Here is an 18,119-nt window from a genome sequence, read left to right on the forward strand (position 1 = left end):
GTCGCCAGCTCACTCCCGCGGGTGATCTGCCGCTTACCCATAGTCCGTTCGGGCCATTCAAGATTGGGCCCGACGGGGGTGTTGCGCTGTGCCCACCTTCCGTAACGTCCTCAACTGGCGGCGGTGAATATGCCGCTGCCGCCGTGGGGGAGCCTCGATTCGGGAGAGGACGGCGCCGGTATGGGCTGGGTAACCGACTGGAGTGCGCAGGCTGCCTGCCGCACTACCGATCCGGATGAACTGTTCGTTCAAGGAGCAGCGCAGAACAGAGCCAAGGCGGTGTGCACCGGATGTCCGGTACGCACCGAGTGCCTGGCGGACGCGCTGGACAATCGCGTCGAGTTCGGCGTGTGGGGAGGCATGACGGAGCGGGAGCGCCGCGCACTGCTGCGCCGCCGGCCCACCGTGACCTCCTGGCGCAGACTGCTGGAGACCGCCCGCTCGGAGTACGAGCGCGGCACCGGGTTCGTGCGCCTCGACAGCGACGAGGTGTACGAGAACTACGCGGCCGTCAGCTAGCGGACGCAGGTCCGGCACATCCGGGGTTCGGCCAAGAGCCCCTGGGCGGCCACGGCTCCCCTTGTCCTCACGAGGCCCGGACTGCTCTCGCGATGCCCGGACCGCCCGCACGATGCCCGGACTGCCCGCACGATGCCGGGCTGTCCACACGATGCCCGGCTTCCGGCCAGGGCCGCGACGGGCCCGGTGTCTTCCGGCCGGGATCACGACGGGTCCGGTGCTACGACGGTTCCGCCGGGCGGTCCGTGAGCGCGCCCGCCGCGAGACGGTCGCCGATGTCGCGCAGGCCCGCGAGGTCGTGCACATCGCCGGGCAGCGCGGGTACGTCGACCACCGCCACCTCGGGGTGGCGGGCGGTGAAACGGTCCCGCGTGCGCTGCTCGCGCGCCAGGAGATGCATGCGTTCGGCGTGCAGCCTCAGCAGGCCCGCGGCGAGCCGGTCGACGGAACGTTCCTCGTCGGTGGGGGAACCTCCGGGGGGAGCGTCGGTACCGGTTGCCGTCTCGGATGCCGCCTCGGATACGGCGCCGGGTGCGGCCCCGGTTGCGGGAGATGGTGAACTGCCGTACGTGTCGGGAGAGTTACGAAGTCCAGCTTTCCCGCCCCCCTGATCCACAATGCCGGGGTCCGCAAGATTTTCCGCGGCGTCGAGCGCCCGCTCGGCCGACAGCCGGCCCGCGCCGCTGCCGTGCACCCGGTTGAGCACCAGCCCCACCAGCGGCATGTCCTCCGCGGCCAGCCGCTCCACGAAGTACGCGGCCTCGCGCAGCGCGTCCCGCTCCGGGGCGGCCACCACCAGGAACGCGGTGCCGGGCGCCTGGAGCAGCTTGTACGTGGCGTCCGCGCGGGTGCGGAAGCCGCCGAAGGTGGTGTCCATCGCGGACACGAACGTCTGGACGTCCTTGAGGAGTTGCCCGCCGAGCAGCTTGCCCAGGGTGCCGGTCATCATCGACATCCCCACGTTCAGGAACGCCATGCCGGCCCGGCCGCCCAGCTTGGCGGGGGCGGTGAGCAGGCGGATCAGCCGGCCGTCCAGGAAGGAGCCGAGCCGCTTGGGGGCGTCCAGGAAGTCCAGGGCCGAGCGGGAGGGCGGGGTGTCGACCACGATCAGGTCCCATTCGTCCCGCGCCCGCAGCTGGCCCAGCTTCTCCATCGCCATGTACTCCTGCGTGCCCGCGAAGCCCGCCGAGAGCGACTGGTAGAAGGGGTTCGCCAGGATCGCGGCCGCCCGCTCGCGGTCCGCGTGCGCCTCCACGACCTCGTCGAAGGTGCGCTTCATGTCGAGCATCATGGCGTGCAGCTCGCCGTCGCCGTCGGTGCCCTTGACCCGGCGGGGCACGTTGTCGAGGGAGTCGATGCCCATCGACTGGGCCAGCCTGCGGGCCGGGTCGATGGTGAGGACGACCACCTTGCGGCCCCGCTCGGCCGCGCGCAGGCCCAGGGCGGCCGCGGTGGTCGTCTTGCCGACGCCGCCGGAGCCACAGCACACCACGATGCGCGTCTTCGGGTCGTCGAGGAGCGCGTCGACGTCGAGCACCCGCGAGGACGCCAGCCGCCGGGCCGCCGCCTCCCGCCCCTCCGCCCCACCACGCCCCCCGGACGCCCCACGCCCAGCGGACTCGCCGGGCTCGCCCCACCCCCCGGACTCCTCGCGCCCTCCGGACTCCTCGCGGCTCCCGTCCCGGTCCTCGGCCGCCGCCTTCCGGCCCGCCGCCCTCCGGCCCGCGGCCGTGCCCTGCTCCTCGGCTGTCATGACACCTCCTGGTCGCGCAGCTCGGCGGCGAGTTCGTACAGACCCGCCAGGTCCATTCCCTCGGCGAGCAGCGGCAGTTCGTGCAGGGGCAGGCCCAGCTCGCCGAGCACGGCGCGCTGCTCCTGCTCCAGGGCGTGGCGCTCGGCGTACTCCGCGGCCTGGGCCAGCAGCGGGTCCACCAGCTTCTCCGCGTTCCCGCCGCGCCGCGCGCCGCCGAGGCCGGCGGCCGACAGGGACCGGGCCACGGCGGAGTGGTCCACCGTCCGCACGAGTTCCAGGTCCGCGGCGTCCAACACCTCGGGCCGCACCATGTTCACGATGACCCGGCCCACCGGCAGCCGCGCCGACCGCAGTTCGGCGATGCCGTCGGCGGTCTCCTGGACCGGCATCTCCTCCAGCAGCGTCACCAGGTGCACCGCCGTCTCCGGTGACTTGAGGACCCGCATCACGGCCTGTGCCTGATTGTGTATCGGGCCGATCTTCGCCAGGCCCGCCACCTCGTCGTTGACATTGAGGAAGCGGGTGACGCGGCCGGTCGGGGGCGCGTCCATGACCACGTAGTCGTAGACGAACCGGCCGCGGCGGTCCTTGCGGCGCACCGCCTCGCACGCCTTGCCGGTGAGCAGGACGTCCCGGATGCCGGGCGCGATGGTGGTGGCGAAGTCGATGGCGCCCAGCTTCTTCAGGGCTCTGCCCGCGCCGCCCAGTTTGTAGAACATCTGGAGGTAGTCCAGAAGGGCCAGTTCGGGGTCTATGGCCAGTGCGTACACCTCCCCGCCGCCGGGAGCGACCGCGATCTTCCGCTCCTCGTACGGCAACGCCTCCGTCTCGAAGAGTTGGGCGATGCCCTGCCGGCCCTCGACCTCCACGAGAAGCGTCCGCTTCCCCTCGGTCGCGAGGGCCAGCGCGAGTGCGGCGGCGACCGTCGTCTTTCCGGTCCCGCCCTTGCCGCTGACGACCTGGAGCCTGCTCACGTCTTCGAGACTAACCAGTCCGGCCGACCGTCACGCGGGAGGCTGTGGATAACGGGGAGACGACGGGGGAGTGATCGGTCACAGCGGATACAGTCGGCCCATGACCAAGTGGGAATACTCAACCGTGCCGCTGCTCGTCCACGCCACGAAGCAGATTCTGGACAACTGGGGCGAGGACGGCTGGGAGCTCGTCCAGGTCGTGCCCGGCCCGAACCCCGAGCAGCTGGTCGCCTACCTGAAGCGGGAGAAGCAGGCATGAGCGCGGTCGAGGAGAAGCTGGCCGCCCTGGGCCTGAGCCTGCCGGAGGTCGTACCGCCGCTGGCCGCCTACCAGCCGGCCGTGCGCTCCGGTGCCTACGTCTACACCGCGGGCCAGCTGCCGATGGTCGAGGGCAAGCTGCCCGTCACCGGCAAGGTGGGCGCCGAGGTCACGGCCGAGGAGGCCAAGGACCTGGCCCGCACCTGCGCGCTGAACGCACTGGCGGCCGTGAAGTCCGTGGCCGGCGACCTGGACCGGATCGCGCGCGTGGTCAAGGTCACCGGGTTCGTCGCCTCCGCGGCCGACTTCACCGGCCAGCCCGGTGTGATCAACGGCGCCAGCGAGCTGCTCGGCGAGGTCCTCGGCGACAAGGGCGTGCACGCCCGCAGCGCGGTCGGCGTCGCGGTGCTCCCGATGGACGCGCCGGTCGAGGTCGAGATCCAGGTCGAGCTGGTTCCGTAGCCCCGCCGCATCCGTACCACCGGCATCACCTGCACCGCTCCGGCACCTCGGGTACCTCTCGAACATTCGCCCTACACCAGATAGCCTCCGGCCATGGCGAACGGTCAGTGGTACCCCCCGGAGTGGCCGGACCGCATCCGCGCGCTCGCGGACGGCACCCTCACCCCGGTGTCTCCCCGGCGCGCGGCGACGGTGCTCCTGCTGAAGGACACCGAGGCCGGACCGGCCGTCCACATGCTGCGCAGACGCGCCTCCATGGCCTTCGCCGGAGGCGCGTACGCGTATCCCGGCGGCGGTGTCGACCCGCGCGACGACGACACGCGGATCCGCTGGGCGGGCCCCTCGCGCGCGTCCTGGGCCGAGCGGCTCGGGGTGGACGAGGCCGGCGCCCAGGCGATCGTCTGCGCGGCGGTCCGGGAGACGTACGAGGAGGCGGGCGTCCTGCTCGCCGGGCCCGATCCGGACACCGTCGTCGGCGACACCACGGGCGACGACTGGGAGGCGGACCGCGCCGCCCTGGTCGCGCGCGAGCAGTCCTTCGCCGAGTTCCTGCACCGGCGCGGCCTGGTGCTGCGCTCGGACCTGCTGGGCGCCTGGGCGCGCTGGATCACCCCGGAGTTCGAGGCGCGCCGCTACGACACCTGGTTCTTCGCGGCCGTCCTCCCCGAGGGGCAGCGCACCCGGAACGCCTCCACGGAGGCCGACCGGACGGTGTGGATCCGCCCGGCCGAGGCCGCCGCCGGGTACGACCGGGGCGAGCTGCTGATGATGCCGCCCACCATCGCCGCGCTGCGCGAACTGCTGCCGTACGGCACCGCCGCCTCGGCGCTCGCGGCCGCCGCGGCGCGCGATCTGACCCCGGTGCAGGCGACCGCCCGGCTCAGGGACGGCGAGATCGTGCTGTCCTGGCCGGGGCACGAGGAGTTCACCAAGCACGTTCCGACGGGCTCCGCGCCCGCCGACGCGACCGGGGGAGGCCGCGCATGACCGACGCGAGCGCGCTGCCCGGCCAGCCCAGGGGCATGGCCGGCTCGGGACCCGCCACCGCGCGGGCCGTCAACGTCCTCGCGCCGAACCCCTCCGCGATGACCCTGGACGGCACCAACACCTGGATCGTCGCCGAGCCGGACTCCGACCTGGCCGTGGTGATCGATCCGGGACCGCTGGACGAGGGCCATCTGCGCGCGGTCGTGGACACGGCGGAGAAGGCCGGCCGGCGGATAGCCCTGACCCTGCTCACCCACGGCCACGAGGACCACGCCGAGGGCGCGGGCCGGTTCGCGGAGCTGACCGGCAGCCGGGTGCGCGCCCTGGACCCGGCGCTCCGCCTCGGCGACGAGGGGCTGGCCGCGGGCGACGTGATCACCACCGGGGGGCTCGAACTGAGGGTCGTACCGACCCCCGGCCACACCTCGGACTCGCTCTCCTTCCACCTCCCGGCCGACCGGGCGGTGCTGACCGGCGACACGGTCCTCGGGCGCGGTACGACGATGGTGGCGCACCCCGACGGACGCCTCGGCGACTACCTGGACTCGCTGCGCCGGCTGCGTTCCCTCACGGTGGACGACGGCGTGCACACCGTGCTGCCGGGCCACGGTCCGGTCCTGGAGGACGCGCAGGGCGCCGTGGAGTTCTACATGGCCCACCGCGCCCACCGGCTCGCCCAGGTGGAGACGGCCGTCGAGAACGGCCACCGCACCGCGGCCGAGGTCGTCGCCCATGTCTACGCCGACGTCGACCGCTCCCTGTGGCCGGCGGCGGAGCTGTCGGTCCGGGCCCAGCTGGAGTACCTCGGCGAACACGGCCTGATCTGAGGCCGTACGGCCCGGCGCGAGCCAAACGAGAGGCCCTAAGGGGCGTCCTCGGGGCGCGGGGCCTTCACGCCGTGCACCCGCGCGTACTCGGCGGCGAGCCAGGGGCCCAGGTCGTCCAGGTAGCCGCGCAGCACGCCATGGTCGGCGACGGGCTCCCGGCCGTACTGGGCCGCGGCGCGCAGCTGCGGGGCCCGCTCGGGGTAGTACGCCCCGCAGACCTCGGCCATCTCGGACAGATCGCTCGTCCAGCCGTTCCAGCGGGTCATGACGAGCGTGAAGCCCGTGCGGACCAGGTGGCGGGACGTGAAGCGCACCAGGCGCCGCAGGGCCGCCTCGTCGTCCCCGGCGGCCGCGATCCGCTCGCGCCAGCGGGGCAGCAGCCGGGCGAGGTCGCCGTTGGTCTCGCGGGCCAGCAGGGAGCCGGGGCGGTACCGGGGCAGCAGCTCGGCCAGGTCGTTGCCGAGCAGTGGTGTGCACAGGCAGGCCAGGAACCAGCCCAGGTCGTATCGTTCCGCCGCGCCGAGCAGCCGCTCCCGGCCGTGCAGCAGCGTCCCCACCCCGTCGATCTGAGAAAACTCCCGGTCCAGGGCCTCGCCGAGGGCCTGGAGGGCGGCGCGGTCGGCGGCGGCCGGTTCGGCGCGCAGGACGACGAGCAGGTCCAGGTCGCTGCGGCCCGCGCGCGCGGTGCCGCGGGGGATCGACCCGTAGAGGTACGCTCCGTCCAGCCGCGCCCCGAGGACCTGCGGCAACCGCTCCCGTACGGCGGCCACGACCGGCCGGAAGGCGTCGGGCACGCGGGTGAGGGAGCCCTCGCGGACGAAGTAGCCGTCGGGATCGAGGCCGTGGGGGCGGGGTGGCTCGGGCATGGGGCCACTGTGCCGGGCGGCCGGGGGCCGGTGCAGCCGATTTTCGCCGGAGGGACGGCTCAGGGCGCGGCCCCCGCGGAGCCGCGCCCTGGATGCCGTACCGGAGAGGGACCGCGCGTCAGCGCGAACGCTTGGCCAGCCGCTCCACGTCCAGCAGGATGACCGCGCGCGCCTCCAGGCGCAGCCAGCCGCGCTGGGCGAAGTCGGCCAGGGCCTTGTTGACGGTCTCGCGGGAGGCGCCGACCAGCTGGGCCAGCTCCTCCTGGGTGAGGTCGTGGACGACGTGGATGCCCTCTTCGGACTGCACGCCGAAGCGGCGCGACAGGTCGAGCAGGGCGCGCGCCACACGGCCGGGAACGTCGGAGAAGACCAGGTCGGACATGGCGTCGTTGGTCTTGCGCAGCCGGCGGGCGACGGCGCGCAGCAGGGCGCCGGCCACCTCGGGGCGGGCGTTCAGCCAGGGCTGGAGGTCGCCGTGGCCGAGGCCGAGCAGCTTGACCTCGGTCAGCGCGGTCGCGGTGGCCGTGCGCGGGCCCGGATCGAACAGCGACAGCTCGCCGATCAGCTCGCCGGGACCGACGACGGCGAGCATGTTCTCGCGGCCGTCGGGGGAGGTGCGGTGCAGCTTGACCTTGCCCTCGGTGACGACGTACAGGCGGTCGCCCGGGTCGCCCTCGTGGAACAGGGAGTCGCCGCGAGCGAGGGTGACCTCGCTCATCGAGGCGCGAAGCTCCGCGGCCTGCTCATCGTCGAGCGCCGCGAAAAGCGGGTTGCGCCGCAGAACGTCGTCCACGAGTTCTCTCCTTGTCGACCTGCTCAGGGGATCTTGCTCCCCTGCGTGCCAGGGACCGTGTTCTCATTTTGCCGGACGGTCCAAACAGTGTGATCTGTCACAAGGATGCCGCACCGGTGTGCCGGGGTAAGCGTCAGGGGTCCAATCGGGGGCCGATCTTCGGGGTCCGGGGCGGATGTCGGTGCCGGGCTCTAGGCTGGCCGGGTGTCCAAATCGCCGGTGAGAGCACAGGCCAAGGGGGCTTAGCGGGTGGTTGTACGTCGCGATTCCGCTGTGGGCGAACAGGGCCCCGGAGGCAGTAGGAAAAGTAGAAAAAAGGCTGACATGACGGAAGAGGTGGGTTCAGCAGGGAAGGCGGGATCTGCCGGAGAGGCCGGATCTGCCGGGAAGGCGCCTTCCGCGAAGAAGGCGACACCGGATTCCGCGAAGAAGCAGACACCGGGTTCCGCGAAGAAGGCGGCCTCGGGCGGGAAGTCCGGTTCCGCCCGGAAGACCGCCCCGGCGAAGAAGGCCGCTCCGGTGAAGAAGTCGGCGACGGCGAAGAAGGCGGCCCCGGCGAAGAAGGCCGTCTCGGGCAGGAAGGTCGCCCCCGCCGAGAAGGCCGTGGCCGCCGATGGAGCGGTCGCGGTGAAGAAGGCCGCGCCCACCAGGAAGGTCGCCGTCGAGCCGCCCGGCCAGGAGTCCCGGACCGCCCTGGTGCGCCGGGCCCGCCGGATCAACCGCGAGCTGGCCGAGGTGTACCCGTACGCGCACCCGGAGCTGGACTTCGAGAACCCCTTCCAGCTGCTGGTCGCCACCGTCCTGTCGGCCCAGACCACCGACCTGCGCGTCAACCAGACGACCCCCGGCCTCTTCGCCCGCTATCCCACCCCCGAGGACCTGGCCGCCGCCAACCCGGAGGAGGTCGAGGAGATCCTGCGCCCCTGCGGCTTCTTCCGGGCCAAGACCAGGTCGGTCATAGGGCTCTCCAAGGCGCTGGTGGAGGACTTCGGCGGCGAGGTCCCCGGAAGTCTTGAGGACCTGGTCAAGCTGCCCGGCGTCGGCCGCAAGACCGCCTTCGTGGTGCTCGGCAACGCCTTCGGGCGCCCCGGCATCACCGTGGACACCCACTTCCAGCGGCTGGTGCGGCGCTGGCGCTGGACCGGGGAGACCGACCCGGACAAGATCGAGGCCGCGGTCGGCGCGCTGTTCCCCGAGAGCGACTGGACCGACCTGTCCCACCACGTCATCTGGCACGGCCGGCGCATCTGCCACGCCCGCAAGCCCGCCTGCGGCGCCTGCCCGATCGCCCCGCTCTGCCCGGCCTACGGCGAGGGCGAGACCGACCCGGAGAAGGCGAAGAAGCTGCTGAAGTACGAGAAGGGCGGCCTGCCCGGCCAGCGGCTCAACCCGCCGCAGGCCTACCTGGACGCGGGCGGCAGGCCCGCGCCGCCGCTGGGGGCCGCGTGACGGAACGAACCCGGCGCCCCCGGCGTTGGACGACACAGAGCGACGGGGGTGGGCGATGACGCGGGCCGGCGAGGCACGACGCGACGCGGTGACGCTGGACGGCCGGGGACTGCCAAACTGGCTGACCCCGGTGGCCCGCGCCGCCGAGACCATCGAACCCCTCCAGCTCAGCCGCTTCCTCCCGCCGGAGAACGGCGAGGGCCGCCAGTCCGCCGTGCTCATCCTGTTCGGCGAGGGCGAGCGCGGCCCCGAGCTGCTGCTGATGGAGCGCGCCGGCACGCTGCGTTCACACGCGGGCCAGCCGTCCTTCCCCGGCGGCTCCCTCGACCCCGAGGACGGCGATCCGCTCGGCGAGGGCCCGCTGCGCGCCGCCCTGCGCGAGGCCGAGGAGGAGACCGGGCTCGACCCCCGCGGCGTGCAGCCGTTCGCCGTGCTGCCCCGGCTGTACATCCCGGTCAGCCGCTTCGTCGTCACACCCGTCCTCGGCTGGTGGCGCGAGCCCAGCCCGGTCGGCGCGGTGGACCCGAACGAGACGGCGCGGGTGTTCACCGTCCCCGTGGCGGATCTCACGGACCCCGCCAACCGCGTCACCGTCGTCCACCCCAGCGGATTCAGGGGCCCGGCATTCCAGGTCGAATCGGCCCTTGTGTGGGGTTTCACGGCCGGGGTGATCGACCGGCTGCTGCACTACGCGGGCTGGGAGCGCCCCTGGGACCGGGAGAAGCTGGCCCCGCTCGACTGGAGCTCATGACAGGGTGATCCCCGTGCTGTCTCTTTCCCGGGGACGCAGGGTCCCGCCGTCCCCATGGGGTCGGGCCGGACGCCTCGTCCGTGCCGCGGGAAGCGGAATGGAGTAGGCGAGGGCCTGAAGCGGTGAACGTGCTGGACATCCTGTTGCTGGTCGCGGCCGTGTGGTTCGCGGTCGTGGGCTACCGCCAGGGCTTCGTCGTGGGCATCCTGTCGGTGATCGGGTTCCTCGGCGGCGGCCTCGCGGCGGTGTACGCGCTGCCCGTCGTCTGGGACGCGGTGACCGGCAACGCGGAGGTGAACACCACCGCCGCCGTCGTCGCCGTGGTCGTCGTCATCGTCTGCGCCTCCGTCGGCCAGGCCCTGACCACCCATCTCGGCAACAAACTGCGCAAGCACATCACCTGGTCCCCGGCCCGCGCCCTGGACGCCACCGGCGGCGCGCTGGTCAACGTGGTGGCGATGCTCCTGGTCGCCTGGCTGATCGGCTCCGCCCTGGCCGGCACCACCCTGCCCACCCTCGGCAAGCAGGTGCGCGGCTCCAAGGTGCTGCTCGGGGTCTCCCGCGCGCTGCCCGCACAGGCCGACAGCTGGTTCGCGGACTTCTCCTCCGTCCTCGCGCAGAACGGCTTCCCGCAGGTCTTCAGCCCGTTCTCCGACGAGCCGATCAAGGACGTCCAGCCCCCGGACCCGGCCCTCGCCGGCAGCCCGGTCGCCACCCGCGCCCAGCGCTCCATCGTCAAGGTCACCGGCACCGCGCAGAGCTGCGGCAAGGTCCTGGAGGGCACCGGCTTCGTCTTCGCCGACCGCCGGGTGATGACCAACGCGCACGTCGTCGGCGGGGTGGACGCACCGACCGTGCAGATAGGCGGGGTCGGCCGGCGGTACGACGCCAAGGTGGTGCTGTACGACTGGAAGCGCGACATCGCGGTACTCGACGTACCGGACCTGAAGGCGGGCGCGCTGAAGTTCTCCGCGCCGGACGCGGCCGGGGGTGACGGCGCGATCGTGGCCGGCTTCCCGGAGAACGGCGCGTACGACGTGCGGGCGGCGCGGGTGCGCGGGCGCATCTCGGTCAACGGCCCGGACATCTACCACCGCGGCAGCGTGCGCCGCGATGTGTACTCGCTGTACGCGACCGTCCGCCAGGGAAACTCCGGCGGACCCCTGCTCACCCCGGACGGCAGGGTCTACGGGGTGGTGTTCGCCAAGTCCCTGGACGACGCCGAGACCGGCTACGCGCTGACCGCGGACGAGATCCGGCCGGACATCGCCCGCGGTCGCACGGCGAACGAACAGGTGGGTACGGACAGCTGCGCGCTGTGAGCCGTCAGGCGGCGGCTCAGTTGCGCGGGTGACGCAGGCGCACCGAGACCCAGCGGGCCCGGCGGCGCAGGATGCGCGGAATCCCCACCCGCAGGTCGCCCTCCGCGAGTTGCGGAGTGCCTCGCTGAGGCGTGCTCAGGCCCGTGGCCGAGCGGCGGTTGCGGGGTGCGTCACTGTAGTCGTGCGTCCAGCCCATACCCATGCGTGTGCCCCCGGCCCAAGGTCGATAACCGCTTGGACGGCGGCCAATTGGCGTATGCGGCGGGCATGTGGCCGAACGGGTGACAACTGGCGGGGAACCGGACACCGCCCGCATCGGTTCCGCCGCCGCGTCGTCACCGGTCGGGCTCGGGGTCCTTCAGCCAGCCGACCAGCTCCGCCGAGAACGTCACCGGGTCCTCCTCGTGCGGGAAATGGCCGAGACCGTCGAACAGCCGCCAGCGGTACGGCGCTTCGACGTACTCCCCGGAACCGGCGGCGCTGCGGGTGCGGCTCACCGGATCGAGTGAACCGTGCAGATGCAGCGTGGGCACCCGCACCGGCCGCTTCATCCTGCGGTAGAACTGCACGCCGTCCGGGCGGGCCAGGGAGCGCACCAGCCAGCGGTACGGCTCGACGGAGCAGTGCGCGGTGGAGGGGATGCACATGGCCCGCTGGTACGTGCGCACCGCCTCGTCCTCCGGGGGGCGCGGCCCGGACCAGTCCCGGATCAGACGGCCCACCAGCTCCCCGTCAGCGGCGGTGAGTTGACGCTCCGGGACCCAGGGCCGCTGGAAGCCCCAGATGTAGGAGTTGGCGGCCGTCTGCCGGGCGTCCCGCAGCATCGCCGCGCGCCAGCGCCTCGGATGCGGCATCGACACCACCGCGAGCCGGCGCACCAGCTTGGGGCGCATGGCCGCGGCCGTCCACGCCAGATAGCCGCCGAGGTCGTGTCCGACGAGCGCGGCGTCCGGCTCGCCGAGGGAGCGGATGACGCCGGTGACGTCCAGGGCGAGGTTGGCGGGGTCGTAGCCGCGCGGTGTGCGGTCGCTGCCGCCGACGCCCCGCAGATCCATGGCCACCGCCCGGTAGCCGGCCTCCGCGAGCGCGACCAGCTGGTGCCGCCAGGTCCACCAGAACTGCGGGAAGCCGTGGAGCAGCAGCACCAGGGGGCCGTCGCCGAGTTCCGCGATGTGGAAGCGGGCGCCGTTGGCGGCGACGTCCCGGTGGATCACCCGGTGTCCGGGCAGGTCGATCCGTACCAGCGAGGGCTGAGCGGGGTCCGTCATGAGGACGAGCGTGCCACAGCCTCGATGGCCGCGGGGCTGCGATCCTCGGGAAGCTCCGGGCGCGGGTGCGGCTTGGCGTTGCCGAGGACGCTCGCCGACTCCTTCATGGACGCGGCGACCTTCTGCGGGCCCCGGCCCTGCTTGGCCTTCTTCGCGAACACCACGCCGATCAGCGCGAGCAGACCGGCGACGAGCACGTTTGCCGCGAAGGACAGCACGAAGCAGATCGCCAGGTTCCAGTGGGTCCAGGTGCGGATGCCGTACGCCAGGGCGAAGTTGAGCATCGGCAGGGAGAAGACCAGGACCGCGCCCGCCATCGAGAACGCGCCGCCGCTGGTCGCGCCGCGCTTCACATCCTGCTTGAGCTGCGCCTTGGCCAGCGCGATCTCGTCGTGCACCAGCGCCGACAATTCGGTCGTCGCCGAGGCGAACAGCTGGCCGATGCTGCGTTCGGCGCCGACCGGGCTGCCGTCGGGTGCGCTCATCGCGGTCTCCCTTACGAGTTCTCTCGTGTCCCTCGGGCCTCGCGGCGGGCGGCCGCCCGGCCCCTGGGTCACCGTCTTGATTTGTACCGTCTCGTCAGATCATGCCGGACGGCCGCCCTCCTCGCCTGCCCCGCCCGGTACTTCCGCACGCCCGTCGCCCGCCGCGGCCGTCCGCTCGGCGGCGATCCGCCGGTGTTCGGCGGCCCTGCGCTCCAGGATCGCGGCCATGCGCAGGTGGTACGCCGGGTCGCCCTCCTCGTAGATGTCGGGGATGCCGTCGAGGTCGTCGTCGCGGTCCTCGGCCTCGCACAGCCGCCGGTACTTGGCGTTGCGTATCTTCAGCAGCACGGTGGCACAGGCCGCGGCGATCAGGGAGCCGGCGAGGACGGCGGCCTTGGTCTCGTCGGTGAGGAGCGCGTTTCCGTCGTAGGCCAGCTCGCCGATGAGCAGCGAGACCGTGAAGCCGATGCCGGCCAGCGAGGCCACCGCGAAGACGTCCGCCCAGGCGAGGTCCTCGCTGAGGGAGGCGCGGGTGAAGCGGACGGTCAGCCAGGTGCCGCCGAAGATGCCGAGCGCTTTGCCGACGACGAGGCCCAGCACCACGCCGAGGGTCTCCGGTCGGGTGAACAGGTCGCCCAGGGCCCGCCCGGACACCAGCACACCGGCGCTGAACAGCGCGAACACCGGTACCGCGAACCCGGCCGACAGCGGGCGCACCAGGTGCTCGACGCGCTCGCCGGGCGAGTGCCGCTCGCCCTCGCGGGTGGTGCAGCGCAGCATCAGGCCCATGGCCACGCCCGCGATGGTGGCGTGCACGCCGCTGTTGTACATCAGGGCCCAGTTGACGAGGGCGAGCGGCACGTAGACGTACCAGCCGCGCACGCCCTTGCGCAGCAGCAGCCAGAAGACGGCGAGGCCGAGGAAGGCGCCGCCGAGCGCGGCGAAGTTCAGCCGGTCGGTGAAGAAGATCGCGATGATCAGGATCGCGAAGAGGTCGTCCACGACGGCGAGGGTGAGCAGGAAGGCGCGCAGGGCACTGGGCAGCGAGGTGCCGATCACCGCGAGGACGGCGAGCGCGAAGGCGATGTCGGTGGCGGTGGGCACCGCCCAGCCCTGAGTGGAGCCGTGGCCGGTGAGGGCGGTGACGGTGTAGACGAGCGCGGGTACGGCCATGCCGCACAGCGCGGCCACCACGGGGAGCACGGCCGCCTTGGGGTCGCGCAGGTCGCCGGCGACCAGTTCGCGTTTGAGCTCGATGCCGGCGACGAAGAAGAAGATCGCGAGGACGCCGTCGGCGGCCCAGTGGGCGACCGACAGGTCCAGGCCGAGGGCGGCGGGGCCGAAGCTGAAGTGGCTGACCGCTTCGTAACTGTGGCGCAGTGCCGGGACGTTTGCCCAGATCAGGGCGGTCACGGCGGCGATGAGCAGGAGCACTCCGCCGACGGTCTCCGTGCGCAGGGCGTCCGCGACGTAGGTCCGCTCGGGCAGGGACAGGCGTCCGAAGACCTTGCGGGCGGGGTGCGGGGCGCGGGGCGCGGTCACGGTGGGGGCCTCCGGGAGTGGGCAGGACGGCTTGCCTGCCGACCAGACTTCCCGGCGCACCTCGGATGGATCTTGTTGAGTTCTTGACGCTTTGGTTACTTTACCTAACTTCTCCGGCGAGGGAAAGACAAGCGGGACGGATGGGCCCTGACGTGCGCGAGGGGCGCCCGGCGGGTGCCGGGCGCCCCTTCACCGTCGTACCGGGTCAGTCCTCGCTGGGGGCGGCGGGGAGCTTGGACTGGATGAGGTCCATGACGCTGGAGTCGGTCAGCGTCGTCACGTCACCGAGCTGGCGGTTCTCGGCGACGTCGCGCAGCAGGCGGCGCATGATCTTGCCGGAGCGGGTCTTGGGGAGTTCGGCGACGGGGAGGATCCGCTTGGGCTTGGCGATGGGGCCGAGGGTGGCGCCGACGTGGTCACGGAGGCCCCCGATCAGGGACTCGTCGTCCGCCGACGCCGTACCGCGCAGGATGACGAAGGCGACGATGGCCTGGCCGGTGGTCTCGTCGGCGGCGCCGACCACCGCCGCCTCGGCGACCGCGGGGTGCGAGACGAGGGCGGATTCGACCTCGGTGGTGGAGATGTTGTGGCCGGAGACCAGCATCACGTCGTCCACGCGGCCGAGGAGCCAGATGTCGCCGTCCTCGTCCTTCTTGGCGCCGTCGCCGGCGAAGTACTTGCCCTCGAAGCGGGACCAGTAGGTGTCCTTGAAGCGCTGGTCGTCGCCCCAGATGGTGCGCAGCATCGACGGCCACGGCTCGGTGAGCACCAGGTAGCCGCCACCGCCGTCGGGCACCTCGTTGGCCTCGTCGTCCACGACGGTGGCGCTGATGCCGGGCAGCGGACACTGGGCGGAGCCGGGCTTGGCGTCGGTGACGCCGGGCAGGGGCGAGATCATCATGGCGCCGGTCTCGGTCTGCCACCAGGTGTCCACGACCGGGGTGCGGTCGGCGCCGATGTGCTTGCGGTACCAGATCCACGCCTCGGGGTTGATGGGTTCGCCGACCGAGCCGAGGACGCGCAGGCTGCTGAGGTCGAACTTGGCGGGGATGTCGTCTCCCCACTTCATGAAGGTGCGGATCGCGGTGGGCGCGGTGTAGAGGATGGACACCTTGTACTTCTGGACGATCTCCCAGAAGCGGCCCTGGTGGGGGGTGTCGGGGGTGCCCTCGTACATGACCTGGGTGGCGCCGTTGGCCAGCGGCCCGTAGACGATGTACGAGTGGCCGGTCACCCAGCCGACGTCGGCGGTGCACCAGTAGACGTCGGTTTCGGGCTTGAGGTCGAAGACGGCCCAGTGGGTGTAGGCGGCCTGGGTGAGGTAGCCGCCGGAGGTGTGCAGGATGCCCTTGGGCTTCCCCGTCGTACCCGAGGTGTACAGGATGAACAGGGGGTGTTCGGCGTCGAAGGCCTCGGGGGTGTGCTCGGCCGGCTGGGCGGCGAGGAGGTCGTGCCACCACACGTCGCGGGTGTCGTCCCAGGCGACGTCCTGGCCGGTGCGGCGGACGACGAGGACGTGCTCCACGTTGCCGGCCTTCTCGACGGCCTCGTCGACGGCGGGCTTGAGGGCGGAGGGCTTGCCCCGGCGGTAGCCGCCGTCGGAGGTGATGACGACGCGGGCGTCGGCGTCCTTGATGCGGGTGGCCAGCGCGTCGGCGGAGAAGCCGCCGAAGACGACGGAGTGGGCGGCGCCGATCCGGGCGCAGGCCAGCATGGCGATGGCGGTCTCGGGGATCATCGGCATGTAGACGGCGACCCGGTCGCCCTTGCGCACGCCGAGCTGGAGGAGGGCGTTGGCGGCGCGCGAGACCTCGTCCTTGAGTTCGGCGTAGGTGAGGGCTCGGCTGTCGCCGGGTTCGCCCTCGAAGTGGATGGCGACGCGGTCGCCGTGGCCGGCCTCGACGTGCCGGTCCACGCAGTTGTAGGCGACGTTGAGCGCGCCGTCCTTGAACCACTTCGCGAACGGGGGGTTCGACCAGTCCAGCGTCTCGGTCGGTTCCTTGGCCCAGGTCAGTCGGCGGGCCTGGGTGGCCCAGAAGCCGAGCCGGTCAGCCTTGGCCTGCTCATACGCCTCCGCCGTGACGTTGGCGTGTGCGGCCAGGTCGGCGGGGGGCGCGAACCTGCGTTCTTCCTTCAGCAGGTTGGCCAGGCTCTCATTGCTCACGACATCCGCCTTTCGAGGGTGTCCGATGTGTCCCAGGCCACAGCTCATCAGACGTCAGGGGCCGGTGACAAGGGTCGGCGGAAAAATTGGTTTAGACCTGTGCGCGCCGGAAGGGAAGGGGTGGAGCAACGGTTCGTAAAGGACGGGCAATGCCACGTAAAGATCATTCATAACATTCCGGGGCAAATGGTCTAGGTGATCCCCCGCGATGGTGGATAAATCATTTGATCGGCTTGTCATCCTTATTCCTCCTCGGGTCCGTGTGATCTTGGGCGGTGCCGTCGGTTCAAACCCGGTGGATCACCACAAAAAGCCCTCGTCAGCGTTCGTCTGAGAGAAGGAAGAAGGTGGGCGGAACATGGCCGCCAACCAGAGGATCGCCGTCGGCGTGGTCGCCGCGGCCTGTGCTGTCTCGCTCGCGGCGTGCGGGACCGGCACCCATGGCGTGCAGGAGAAGACATCCGGACCGCGGAAGGGGGCGCCCGCGGCACCCGCGCCCAAGAGCGTGCTCCGGCTGATCGGCGACGGATCGACCGCGTACACCGGTGCGCAGCCCCATCTGCCCAGGCCCGAGCGGCTGAAGCCCGGTCAGAAGCCTCCGCAGTTCGTCGTCTTCTCCTGGGACGGCGCGGGCGAGGACAGCCAGAAGCTGTTCTCCCACTTCCGCAAGGTCGCCAAGGAGAACAACGCCAATATGACGTTCTTCCTCAGCGGTGTTTATCTGCTGCCTGAGGACAAACGCGACCTCTACAAGCCCCCGCAGCACTCGCCGGGCAGCTCCGACATCGGCTTCAACGACCAGCAGGGGATCAGCGACACCGTCAAGCAGGCCCGGCTCGCCTGGCTGGACGGCAACGAGATCGGCACCCACTTCAACGGCCACTTCTGCGGGCCCGACGGCGGGGTCGGCACCTGGTCGGTGGACGAGTGGAAGAGCGAGATCGCCCAGGCCAAGCAGTTCGTGGAGAACTGGAAGACGAACTCCGGCATGAAGAACGCGGCCCCGCTGCCCTTCGACTACGACAAGGAGCTGATCGGCGGCCGCACCCCCTGCCTGGAGGGCCAGAAGAACTTCGTGCAGGCGGCCCGCCAGCTGGGCTTCCGCTACGACTCCAGCGGGGTCGACAACCAGCTCTGGCCGAAGAAGAAGGAAGGCCTGTGGGACCTGTCGATGCAGCTGGTCCCCTTCCCCGGACACAACTTCGAAGAGTTGACCATGGACTACAACTACATGATCAACCAGTCGGGCACCCAGACCCAGGGCGACCCCGACAAGTTCGACGCCTGGGGCGACCAGGTGCGCGACAGCCTCCTCCAGGGCTTCGACCGAGCCTACGACGGCAACCGCGCGCCCCTGGTCATCGGCAACCACTTCGAGTCCTGGAACGGCGGCACGTATATGCGCGCCGTCGAGGACGTGGTGAAGAAGGCCTGCAACAAGCCCGAGGTGCGCTGTGTCTCCTTCCACCAGCTGGCCGACTGGCTGGACGCCCAGGATCCCAAGACGCTGGAGAAGCTGCGGAGTCTGAAGGTGGGCGAGGCCCCCAAGCAGGGCTGGGCGTCCTTCCTCTCCGGCCGCCCGGCCCCGGCGCCCAAGGGAGTCCCCGGAGCGCCGGCCGTCAAGGGGTAGCTGCCGGGCGGTGGTTGTCAGGAGTCGTCAGGCGGGAGTCTGCCGCGCGGGAGCTGCCGGGTGGGGGCT

Annotated in this window: 18 protein-coding genes; 9 read left to right on the forward strand and 9 right to left on the reverse strand. The window is 71.7% G+C overall.

Annotated features, from left to right (window positions below; all coding sequences use genetic code 11):
* The first annotated feature begins 180 nt into the window (after positions 1-180).
* Complete coding sequence (gene wblA, locus AC069R_RS15440) at positions 181-519, forward strand: transcriptional regulator WblA (RefSeq protein ID WP_366669404.1); 339 nt, start codon at positions 181-183, stop codon at positions 517-519.
* Positions 520-739: 220 nt separating this feature from the next.
* Here the strand turns inward: wblA and bagB are convergent, their stop codons facing one another.
* Positions 740-2,272, reverse strand: coding sequence for an ATPase BagB (bagB, locus tag AC069R_RS15445; protein ID WP_478767304.1), 1,533 nt, complete (start codon positions 2,270-2,272; stop codon positions 740-742).
* Positions 2,269-3,246: an ATPase BagA gene (gene bagA, locus AC069R_RS15450; protein WP_397984787.1), complete on the reverse strand. Its 978-nt coding sequence runs from the start codon at positions 3,244-3,246 to the stop codon at positions 2,269-2,271. Before bagA ends, bagB begins: the two co-directional genes overlap by 4 nt.
* Before the next feature lie 100 nt (positions 3,247-3,346).
* Between bagA and AC069R_RS15455 the strand changes: the two genes are divergently transcribed.
* The 4 genes from AC069R_RS15455 (at position 3,347) to AC069R_RS15470 (ending at position 5,780) form a co-directional block, all read left to right on the forward strand.
* Complete coding sequence (locus tag AC069R_RS15455; RefSeq protein ID WP_018547934.1) at positions 3,347-3,505, forward strand: Sp36 family protein; 159 nt, start codon at positions 3,347-3,349, stop codon at positions 3,503-3,505.
* Positions 3,502-3,966 carry a RidA family protein gene (locus AC069R_RS15460; protein ID WP_478767305.1) on the forward strand — a complete coding sequence of 155 codons (465 nt, stop codon included), beginning with the start codon at positions 3,502-3,504 and terminating at the stop codon, positions 3,964-3,966. Before AC069R_RS15455 ends, AC069R_RS15460 begins: the two co-directional genes overlap by 4 nt.
* A 93-nt stretch (positions 3,967-4,059) precedes the next feature.
* Positions 4,060-4,953, forward strand: coding sequence for an NUDIX hydrolase (locus tag AC069R_RS15465; protein WP_478767306.1), 894 nt, complete (start codon positions 4,060-4,062; stop codon positions 4,951-4,953).
* Positions 4,950-5,780, forward strand: coding sequence for an MBL fold metallo-hydrolase (locus tag AC069R_RS15470; RefSeq protein WP_478767307.1), 831 nt, complete (start codon positions 4,950-4,952; stop codon positions 5,778-5,780). Before AC069R_RS15465 ends, AC069R_RS15470 begins: the two co-directional genes overlap by 4 nt.
* A gap of 35 nt (positions 5,781-5,815) precedes the next feature.
* Here AC069R_RS15470 and AC069R_RS15475 read toward each other — a convergent pair whose 3' ends face one another.
* Entirely contained in the window at positions 5,816-6,646 is an 831-nt protein-coding gene (locus AC069R_RS15475) for a nucleotidyltransferase domain-containing protein (RefSeq protein WP_478767308.1), read from the reverse strand.
* A 118-nt stretch (positions 6,647-6,764) separates the two neighbouring features.
* Positions 6,765-7,439 carry a Crp/Fnr family transcriptional regulator gene (locus tag AC069R_RS15480; protein ID WP_014674022.1) on the reverse strand — a complete coding sequence of 225 codons (675 nt, stop codon included), beginning with the start codon at positions 7,437-7,439 and terminating at the stop codon, positions 6,765-6,767.
* Between the two features lie 324 nt (positions 7,440-7,763).
* Here AC069R_RS15480 and nth point away from each other — a divergent pair, with 324 nt between their 5' ends.
* From nth to AC069R_RS15495, 3 genes are all read left to right on the forward strand, one after another.
* Complete coding sequence (gene nth, locus AC069R_RS15485; RefSeq protein WP_478767309.1) at positions 7,764-8,888, forward strand: endonuclease III; 1,125 nt, start codon at positions 7,764-7,766, stop codon at positions 8,886-8,888.
* A 55-nt stretch (positions 8,889-8,943) separates the two neighbouring features.
* Entirely contained in the window at positions 8,944-9,639 is a 696-nt protein-coding gene (locus AC069R_RS15490) for an NUDIX hydrolase (protein WP_478767310.1), read from the forward strand.
* Between the two features lie 122 nt (positions 9,640-9,761).
* Entirely contained in the window at positions 9,762-10,961 is a 1,200-nt protein-coding gene (locus AC069R_RS15495; RefSeq protein WP_478767311.1) for a MarP family serine protease, read from the forward strand.
* Positions 10,962-10,977: 16 nt separating this feature from the next.
* Here AC069R_RS15495 and AC069R_RS15500 read toward each other — a convergent pair whose 3' ends face one another.
* From AC069R_RS15500 to acs, 5 genes are all read right to left on the reverse strand, one after another.
* Complete coding sequence (locus AC069R_RS15500) at positions 10,978-11,157, reverse strand: hypothetical protein (protein WP_478767414.1); 180 nt, start codon at positions 11,155-11,157, stop codon at positions 10,978-10,980.
* Between the two features lie 139 nt (positions 11,158-11,296).
* Entirely contained in the window at positions 11,297-12,229 is a 933-nt protein-coding gene (locus AC069R_RS15505) for an alpha/beta fold hydrolase (protein ID WP_478767312.1), read from the reverse strand.
* On the reverse strand, positions 12,226-12,714 hold the full coding sequence (locus AC069R_RS15510; RefSeq protein ID WP_397984778.1) for a phage holin family protein: 489 nt from the start codon (positions 12,712-12,714) through the stop codon (positions 12,226-12,228). The genes AC069R_RS15505 and AC069R_RS15510 overlap by 4 nt, the downstream gene beginning before the upstream one ends.
* Positions 12,715-12,813: 99 nt before the next feature.
* Positions 12,814-14,256 carry a Na+/H+ antiporter NhaA gene (gene nhaA, locus AC069R_RS15515; protein ID WP_478767313.1) on the reverse strand — a complete coding sequence of 481 codons (1,443 nt, stop codon included), beginning with the start codon at positions 14,254-14,256 and terminating at the stop codon, positions 12,814-12,816.
* A gap of 205 nt (positions 14,257-14,461) precedes the next feature.
* Positions 14,462-16,420, reverse strand: coding sequence for an acetate--CoA ligase (acs, locus tag AC069R_RS15520; protein WP_478767314.1), 1,959 nt, complete (start codon positions 16,418-16,420; stop codon positions 14,462-14,464).
* Positions 16,421-16,778: 358 nt separating this feature from the next.
* On the opposite strand from acs, the gene AC069R_RS15525 reads away from it, so the two are divergent.
* Entirely contained in the window at positions 16,779-18,050 is a 1,272-nt protein-coding gene (locus AC069R_RS15525) for a polysaccharide deacetylase family protein (protein WP_478767315.1), read from the forward strand.
* Positions 18,051-18,119 lie beyond the last annotated feature (69 nt).

This window comes from Streptomyces sp. NPDC043952, from assembly GCF_056435325.1.